This is a genomic window from Allobosea sp. GW822-FHT03F07 (assembly GCF_058801345.1).
Map to the genome: position 1 here is coordinate 1 of NZ_JBXAND010000026.1, position 8,066 is coordinate 8,066.

Genomic DNA, 8,066 nt, shown 5'->3' on the forward strand with positions numbered 1-8,066 from the left:
AAGGCACAGCCGACGCATTTCGGCGATGGCGGCACCTTCGACCAGCTCTACAAGCCGGCGCGCTGAGCGATGGCCGCTCGGTGAAACGAAGCACCTCGGCGGCGGTAAGCCGAATTGACCTGCGCGAACCGTAAGAACAAATCAGCCAAAATGGATGACAGGCCTAGATGAACGTCCCGATGGCCAACGCATCTTTGAAAATGCATTCCATTGACCGATGCCCACATTTTCGACGATTCTTCGAGTATCGAGGCGCATTAATTTGACTCGATCGCGGGATTTGCTGGAGCAGCTTGCGCCGCGTCACCAATGCTAAAAGCACCACGAAGATATCGTGGGCTCCGCTTCAGGAGACACGCTGTGATTATTATCATCGATATCGCCATAAGGCAGCTTCTCCGCCTCTCGGCTTTCCTGCGCTCGTCACGATGTTGACGGCGGCTTCTCCGCGCCTCCAGCGCGGCTGACGACCACCACATCCCCACACCGCAGCAGATCAAGAAGGCGCCGGAGCTTTCCGGTGAATGAGAGCCCATGTCCAAAGCCATCGTCATCGAAGTCCAGGGCGACGCCGCCGGCATCATCGTTGGCTCGACCGGCAACTTCCGGTTCTTTTCGTCTCAGCCAGCCTTCGACGCGCTCGATGGGAGGGTCTTCCGCTCGGTGGAGGACGCCAACCGTGCCGTCAGCGCCCGGCAGGCCGGGCAGAGCGCTCGCAAAGCCGCGTGACCCCACCCCAACCTCTCATCAGGAAGGTCTCGACCATGGACCGCAGAGATTTCATCGCCAGCCTCGCTGGAACCTCCCTCGCTCTCGCCTCGGGCGCTGCCATCGCCCAATCGGGTCCCGCGCCGCGGGAACTGCGCGTCGGATTCCAGAAGAACGGCATCCTGCTGATCGCCAAACAGCAAGGCGTGCTGGAGAAGCGCTTCGCCTCGCAGGGCATCACGATCAAGTGGGTCGAGTTCCAGTTCGGGCCGCCGCTGCTGGAGGCGTTGAATGTCGGCTCCATCGACTACGGACCGACAGGCGACGCACCGCCGATCTTCGCCCAGGCTGCCAAGGCAAACCTGCTCTATGTCGCGACACAGGAAGCCGCAGGGTCCGGCGCAGCAATCCTGCTGCCGCCGAAGTCGCCGATCCAGACGCTGGCCGACCTCAAGGGCAAGAAGATCGCCTTCGCCAAGGCGTCGAGCTCGCACAACCTGACAATCGCGGCGATCGAGAAGGCCGGCATCGGCTTCGACGAGTTCACGCCGGTCTACCTGCCGCCGGCCGATGCGCGCGCCGCCTTCGAGCGCGGCTCCGTCGATGCCTGGACGATCTGGGATCCGTTCTTCGCCATAGCCGAGGATATTCCCGGCGTGCGCGTCCTAGCGCTCGCCAAGGGCATCGTCTCGCAGAACTCGTACTATCTCGCCAACCGCGACTTTACCGGCAAGCACCCTGAGATCGTCGCCACGATCAACGACGAACTCGCCAAGGTCGCACGCTGGGCCGGGGCCAACCGCGGCGAGGTCGCCGCCGTGCAGTCAGCCGCGACGGGCTTGCCGATCGGGCCATGGCAGCGCTCGGTCGAACGCTCCGACTTCGTCATCGCCCCGTTGAACCAGCGCGTCCTCCAGGAGCAGCAGCGTGTCGCCGACCGCTTCCATCGGCTCGGCCTGATCCCGAAGCCTATCAATGTCCGCGACATCGTCTGGGAGTGGAAGCCGAGCGCCTAAGCGGCGTCGCCTCCCCTCATCCTCATTGCGAGTGCACCGACATGACCAAAAAGCCTCTCGACATTTTCTGGTTCATCCCCGTCAGCGGCGACGGCTCCTATCTCGGCACGACCGAGGGCCATCGCCCGGCCGATTTCCGCTATCTCAAAGAGATCGCGCAGGCGGCCGATCGCCTCGGCTATGGCGGCGTGCTGATCCCGACAGGCAAGAGTTGCGACGATCCCTGGATCACGGCGGCGGCGCTGGCCCCCTTGACCGAGCGGTTGAAATACCTCGTGGCCGCCAGGCCCGGCGTCGCATCCCCGACCTTCGTCGCGCGACAGGCGGCGGCCCTCGACCGGGTCAGCAATGGCCGCTTCCTCGTCAACATCGTTTCCGGCGGCAATCCGTCCGAACTGGCGGGAGACGGCATCCATCTGCTTCATGACGAGCGCTACGCCCACACCGCCGAGTTCCTGAGCGTCTACTCCCGCCTGTTGGCGGGCGAGAAGGTGGATTTCAAGGGCAAGTATATCAACGTGCGGGGCGCCAAGCTCGACTTTCCGCCAGTGCAAGCCCCGCCGCCGATCTGGTTCGGCGGATCGTCCGACCCGGCACTCGACGTCGCGGGAGAACATGTCGACACCTACCTGACCTGGGGCGAGCCGGTGCCGGAGGTGAAGGCCAAGCTCGACGCCGTGCGCGCCAGGGCCGCCGCACGCGGCCGAAAGGTCCGCTTTGGCCTGCGCATCCATCTGATCGTCCGCGAGACCGATGCCGAGGCCTGGGCCGCCGCAGACAAGCTCATCAGCAAGCTGCCGAACGAGGCGATCGCGGCCGCTCAGAGGAAGTTCGCGGAGGAATCGGATTCGGTCGGCCAGAAGCGGATGAGCGCGCTGCATCTCGGCAGGCGCGATCAACTCGAGATCGCGCCCAATCTCTGGGCCGGCATCGGTCTGGTGCGCGGCGGCGCCGGCACCTCTCTGGTCGGCAGTCCCGCGACGGTCGCGGCGCGCCTGCAAGAATACCAGGCGCTCGGAATCGAGACGATCATCGCCTCGGGCTACCCGCATCTGGAAGAGGCCTACAAGGTCGCGGAACTTCTCTTCCCGGTGCTCGGAATCGGCGCGCAGGCGCCGAACGCGCATCGCACGCAGATCGGTGAATTCGGTATCAGCGGCACCGGCGTGCGCGTCGCCGTCGCGGCGTCGTGAGGACGGAATGACCGATTTCGTTCAACCCGGCGTCGCGGCGCCGGCCACTGCTTCATCGTCGGGCGGGAAGAGGCTTGCGCCCCGCATTAGGTCGCTCCAGCCATTGCTCGCACGTCTGACGCCCTGGCTGCTGCCGCTCACACTGCTGCTGCTCTGGCAGGCCGGCGCGAAACTCGGCCTGATCGCACCCAATGTGCTGCCCGCGCCGAGCGACGTGCTCGCGGCCGGCTGGCGGCTGACGCTGAACGGCCAGTTGGGGGAGAACATCGCGGTCAGCTTCAGGCGCGCGATCTCGGGTTTCCTGCTCGGCGGCTCGCTCGCCTTCGCGCTCGGCCTGTTCAACGGCCTGTCGAAGACCTCCGAACGGCTCACCGACACCACCGTCCAGATGATCCGCAACATCCCCAATCTCGCGCTGATCCCGCTGGTGATCCTGTGGTTCGGCATTGACGAGGAAGCGAAGCTGTTCCTGACCTCTTTGGGCGTCTTCTTTCCGATCTACATCAACACGTTCCATGGCGTCCGCACGGTCGACAGCCAGCTTGTCGAGATGGGGCGCTCCTACGGCATGAGCAATGTCGAGTTGTTCCGGCGCGTCATCCTGCCCGGCGCCCTGCCCTCGATCTTCGTCGGCGTGCGATATGCGCTCGGCATCATGTGGCTGACCCTGATCGTGGCCGAGACGATCGCTGCCTCCTCGGGCATCGGCTACATGGCGATGAACGCCCGCGAATTCATGCTGGTCGACGTCGTCGTGCTGGCGATCGTGATCTACGCCGCGCTCGGCAAGCTCGCCGACTCGATCGTGCGCCTGCTCGAACGGCTTTGCTTGTCCTGGCATCCGGCCTTCCAGAAATCGTGAGGATCTCGCCATGACGACAGCGATGCTGGCGCCAAGTGCGCTATCCTTCGACGCCCAGTTCGAGGACAGGGCGGCGAAAGCGAAGGCCGCGCGCGGCCAGTCGATCGCGATCCGCGGCCTGCAGAAGCGCTTCGGCGATCTCGAGGTGCTGCGCGGCATCGATCTCGATATCCCCGCCGGCCAGTTTCTCGCCATCGTCGGACGCAGCGGCTGCGGCAAGAGCACGCTGCTGCGAATACTCGCCGGCCTCGACCAGGCCAGCGAGGGAAGTCTGCGCTTCGGCCAGGACGGCAGCGCTGCGGAGACACCGCGCCTGATGTTCCAGGAACCGCGCCTGCTGCCCTGGGCGCGCGTGCTGTCCAATGTCGAGGTCGGGCTCGGTTCCGAGCGCAAGTTGCCGGAAGCCGAGGAGCGCGCCTTCCAGACGCTGCGCGCGGTCGGGCTGGAAGCCAAGGCGCAGCAATGGCCGGCGCTGCTCTCTGGCGGCCAGCGGCAGCGCGTGGCGCTGGCGCGCGCCCTGGTCAGCCGGCCACGCGTGCTGGCCCTCGACGAGCCGCTGGGAGCGCTCGACGCGCTCACCCGCATCGACATGCAGGGCCTCCTGGAGCGCGTCTGGCAGACGCAAGGCTTCACCGCGATCCTCGTGACGCATGACGTCTCGGAGGCACTGACGCTCGCCGATCGCGTCGTCATGATCGACGAGGGCCGCGTCACGCTCGACATCGCGGTCGACCTGCCGCGCCCGCGCCGGCGCGGCTCGGTCGATCTCGCGCTTCTCGAAGAGCGCGTCCTCAAGGATCTGATCCGAGAGGACCTCGATCCACCCGATTACACCATTTGAGGAGGCCGGGACGATGTCGGTTGTCACTCCCCTGCCCAGGCCGTTGCGCCAGGTCCATGACGATGCGGCGAGCTTCCGCCAGGCCTTGAGACATCTCGCCGGCGGCGTCAGCGTCATCACGACGGGCCACGGCCCCGACCGCACCGGCTTGACCGCGACTTCGGTCTCTTCGCTTTCAGCCGAGCCGCCGACGATAATGTTCGGGCTCAACCTGTCGTCCTCGAGCTTTCCCGCGCTTGTGGCCAACCGCAGCTTCGGCGTCAACTTCCTCAACGCCGCGCAGAAGCAGGTCGCGGACCGCTTCGCCGGGCGCAATGGCGAGAAGGGCGCGGCTCGCTACGCCGACGCCGACTGGGCGAGCGGCGTCACCGGCGCGCCGCTGCTGGTCGGCGCGCTGGCAGCGCTGGACTGCGAGGTCGAGGAGATCATCGAACGGCATTCGCACGCCATCATCATCGGCCGTGTCCGCGAGGTCAGGCTCGGGGGCAACGACGCGGCGCTGCTCTATTGGCGAGGCGACTACGAGCGGCTCGGATGGATGGCCGAGGAGGCCAGCACTGCTCTGGGGCTCAGGGCCTACTGAATCAATCCGGAAGGCGCGACGGCCTGGGACATCCTTCGGGCCGCACGCAGCGTGGTCCCTTCGACCGCGCCGCGCCGCGGACTTTCACGCAAAGCGTCCGGTGCCCAGACCACGTCAGACTGTCCCCGCCAAGACCCTGCTTCTGATGTGGCGGACGAGCTTGGCACACTGGCTTCGAATATCCGGAACCGCGATGGTTTCCCAGAAGGAAGCCCTCGTCAGCGGACCGACGGCGAAGAGACGTTGCGAAGGCGAACCGGAAGCATCCAGGACGGCGCAATCGGCCGAGACGTCTATTCCAATGCCAAGCGGATCAGCGCGCGCAAGGCCCTGAGCCAGCAAGGAAGCAACGACGGGATTCTTGGATTCCCTCGGATCGGTCACGATACCACGGCAATCCACGATCTGCTTGACCGAAAGCATCTCACTCACCGCCAGGCCGCGACGTCGATAAACCACCTCGGCGCCATGCTCATGCTCGTCTACTGCGACGATCTTGGCCGCGAGAACGCGCAATTGCCCGCTGGCCATGATCGCTTGCAGTCGCGCGCTGATCTGGGGTGCCATGCGGTGGCGATGCACGTCCCAATAGGAGCGAGCATGTTCGAGAAACCGGCGCTTGGAGGCATTCGAGAACTTCCACCAGATTTCCTGGCTGTGTGGCCGAATCCCGTCGACGACGCTGCGCCAATCGCCTCCCTGCGCGTGATTCTCCGCGACCTGCTGGCGAAACCAGCACAGAAGGGCGCCAGCCCCGTGGCCGAACGGCACCTCCTCCTTGCTGATATGCATCGCCCCGACGTCACGATGCGAGTGAGGCAACAGGCCGCGACGCGACAGGGCGTGGATCGGTCCGCGATGCCCCTCTTGCACGAGGGTCAGCACGTAATCGACCATGGACAGCCCGGTCCCGAGAACCAAAATCGGTTCGCTTGCGTCGATGTTCGTTCTCGACCGGTCGCCCCAGGGACTGAGATAGCGAGCGTTCTGTTGCCAGTCGTAGGAATCGTTGCCTGTCGCCAGTACGACAGCCTGGCCCAGATGCGTCGTGCCGTCGGCCAGGGTGACGGCGACGCCTCCTGGTCTGTCATCCACTGTCCGGCACTCGCCGTGGACGATGTGCAACCGCCCCGGCCGGCCTCCCCCGGGGAGGTATTCTTCGATCAGGCTCGCGATATATCGCCCATAGAGCTGCCGCGGGACGAAGCAGTATGGAGCCGGACACAAGGCCGCCTGGTCGCCGGCATGGTCGGCCAACCAGTGCCAGAAATGCGGTGGATCATCGGCGAATGCACTCATATTCGCCGCGCGGACGTTCAGAAGATGCTCTGGCCGAGCGGTCGAATAGGCGACACCGGGACCGATCCTGCTGCGGCGTTCGATCAGGGTCACGACGAAATCGTCGCGTTCCTCCCTAAGCAGATGACAAGCCGTCAGGACACCGCTCGCGCCGCCACCGACGATGATGACGCGCTTGCCGGGTAGTGCTGTCATGCAAGCTCCGAAGGAAATCAGCACGATCGCCTGATCGTGAGTCTGGACGATCAGAGCCAGATTGCCCAGCCCCCGGGGCGCGGCAGACGCTGCAATAAGATCGACCCAAGTCTGTGATCGAGGAGGAATGAGCATGTCGCGCGACATCAGGCGGAACCGGGCTCAGGGCTTTGCCACCCGGGCGATCCATCTGGGCTACGATCCGGCAGAGCACGATGGCGCGCTAACGCCGCCAATCTACATGACCTCGACCTATGCCTTCGAAAGCGCCGAACAAGGCGCGGCGATCTTCCGTGGCGAAGAGCCGGGCTATGTCTATGGCCGCACCAAGAACCCGACCCAGACGATTCTGGAGGAGCGCATGGCGAGCCTCGAGGGGGCGGAGGCCGGCATGACGGCGGCCTCCGGCATGGGCGCGATCTCCAGCGTCATGCTGACGCTGCTGTCGCCAGGCGACGAGGTGGTGATCGACCATACCCTGTACGGGAACACCTTCGCACTGTTCACTCAGGGCCTGACCAAACTCGGCATCGTCGCACGTCCCGCCGACTTCACGCGGCCGGAGACGCTGGCTGAAAAGATCAGCGAACGCACCAAGGTCGTCTTCTTCGAAACGCCGGCCAACCCCAATCTGCGCGTGATCGACATCGCGGAGGTCTCGCGGCTCGCCCACCGCGTCGGCGCGAAGGTCGTGGTCGACAACACCTTCGCGACGCCCGTCCTGCAGCGTCCGATCGAACTCGGCGCCGACGTCGTGGTCCACTCCGGCACCAAATATCTGGGCGGCCATGGGGATCTATTGGCGGGCATCGTCGTCGGCTCGGCCGAACTGGTGAAGCAGGTCAGGACGTCCGGCCTGCGCTGGATGACGGGCGCGACCCTGTCGCCCTTCAACTGCTTCCTGATGCTGCGCGGTCTCAAGACCCTCGAAGTCCGGGTCGAGCGTCACGCGGCCTCCGCCCTCAAGGTGGCGCGCGAGTTGGAGCGCCATCCGCGCATCGCGAGCATCTCCTATCCGGGCCTGGAAGCGTTCCCGCAATTCGATCTGGCGCAGCGGCAGATGTCGGGATCGGGCGGAGGCCTGATCTCCTTCGAACTCGACGGCGGCGTGGAAACCGGCATGGCGTTCATGAACCATCTGACGCTGATCACCCGCGCCGTCAGCCTGGGCGATGCCGAAACGCTCATTCAGCATCCGGCCAGCATGACCCACGCGGTGATGAGCCGCGATGATCGGATCAGGCACGGTATCAGCGACGGACTGTTGCGCCTGTCCATCGGCCTTGAGAACGCCACGGTGGCCGACAAGGCGGCGCCGTGCCCGCTCGATCATGTGAACCGGGTCTTCCGTGCGCCGGCGCCGAACAGG

8 protein-coding genes are annotated in these 8,066 nt (G+C 65.4%); 7 read left to right on the top strand and 1 reads right to left on the bottom strand.

Features of this window, described 5'->3' with window-relative positions; translation table 11 throughout:
- Positions 1–534 precede the first annotated feature (534 nt).
- Genes AC1RMY_RS26400 through AC1RMY_RS26425 form a run of 6 tightly spaced genes read left to right on the top strand, consistent with a single transcriptional unit; the run spans position 535 to position 5,203 of the window.
- Positions 535–729 (top strand): hypothetical protein, encoded by a 195-nt coding sequence (locus AC1RMY_RS26400; protein WP_492869705.1) that lies wholly within the window; start codon positions 535–537, stop codon positions 727–729.
- Positions 730–764: 35 nt separating this feature from the next.
- Complete coding sequence (locus AC1RMY_RS26405) at positions 765–1,724, top strand: sulfonate ABC transporter substrate-binding protein (RefSeq protein ID WP_492869707.1); 960 nt, start codon at positions 765–767, stop codon at positions 1,722–1,724.
- A 41-nt stretch (positions 1,725–1,765) separates the two neighbouring features.
- Positions 1,766–2,917 carry an FMNH2-dependent alkanesulfonate monooxygenase gene (ssuD, locus tag AC1RMY_RS26410; protein WP_492869709.1) on the top strand — a complete coding sequence of 384 codons (1,152 nt, stop codon included), beginning with the start codon at positions 1,766–1,768 and terminating at the stop codon, positions 2,915–2,917.
- Between the two features lie 7 nt (positions 2,918–2,924).
- Positions 2,925–3,779 carry an aliphatic sulfonate ABC transporter permease SsuC gene (gene ssuC, locus AC1RMY_RS26415; protein WP_492869711.1) on the top strand — a complete coding sequence of 285 codons (855 nt, stop codon included), beginning with the start codon at positions 2,925–2,927 and terminating at the stop codon, positions 3,777–3,779.
- Positions 3,780–3,789: 10 nt separating this feature from the next.
- Positions 3,790–4,620 carry an ATP-binding cassette domain-containing protein gene (locus AC1RMY_RS26420; protein WP_492869713.1) on the top strand — a complete coding sequence of 277 codons (831 nt, stop codon included), beginning with the start codon at positions 3,790–3,792 and terminating at the stop codon, positions 4,618–4,620.
- A gap of 13 nt (positions 4,621–4,633) precedes the next feature.
- A complete protein-coding gene (locus tag AC1RMY_RS26425; RefSeq protein WP_492869715.1) occupies positions 4,634–5,203 on the top strand; it encodes a flavin reductase family protein in 570 nt (189 codons plus the stop codon).
- 114 nt (positions 5,204–5,317) lie between these two features.
- Here AC1RMY_RS26425 and AC1RMY_RS26430 read toward each other — a convergent pair whose 3' ends face one another.
- Positions 5,318–6,844, bottom strand: coding sequence for an FAD/NAD(P)-binding protein (locus AC1RMY_RS26430; RefSeq protein ID WP_492869717.1), 1,527 nt, complete (start codon positions 6,842–6,844; stop codon positions 5,318–5,320).
- Between AC1RMY_RS26430 and AC1RMY_RS26435 the strand changes: the two genes are divergently transcribed.
- The coding region (locus AC1RMY_RS26435) for a trans-sulfuration enzyme family protein (protein ID WP_492869719.1) at positions 6,831–8,066 on the top strand (1,236 nt) is incomplete at its 3' end. The genes AC1RMY_RS26430 and AC1RMY_RS26435 overlap by 14 nt on opposite strands.

Bases quoted from the DNA above. Each gene is read 5' to 3' on its own strand.
- AC1RMY_RS26420 (WP_492869713.1), top strand. From the start codon at position 3,790: ATGACGACAGCGATGCTGGCGCCAAGTGCGCTATCCTTCGACGCCCAG.
- AC1RMY_RS26400 (WP_492869705.1), top strand. From the start codon at position 535: ATGTCCAAAGCCATCGTCATCGAAGTCCAGGGCGACGCCGCCGGCATC.
- AC1RMY_RS26425 (WP_492869715.1), top strand. From the start codon at position 4,634: ATGTCGGTTGTCACTCCCCTGCCCAGGCCGTTGCGCCAGGTCCATGAC.
- ssuD (WP_492869709.1), top strand. From the start codon at position 1,766: ATGACCAAAAAGCCTCTCGACATTTTCTGGTTCATCCCCGTCAGCGGC.
- AC1RMY_RS26430 (WP_492869717.1), bottom strand. From the start codon at position 6,844: ATGTCGCGCGACATGCTCATTCCTCCTCGATCACAGACTTGGGTCGAT.
- AC1RMY_RS26405 (WP_492869707.1), top strand. From the start codon at position 765: ATGGACCGCAGAGATTTCATCGCCAGCCTCGCTGGAACCTCCCTCGCT.
- ssuC (WP_492869711.1), top strand. From the start codon at position 2,925: ATGACCGATTTCGTTCAACCCGGCGTCGCGGCGCCGGCCACTGCTTCA.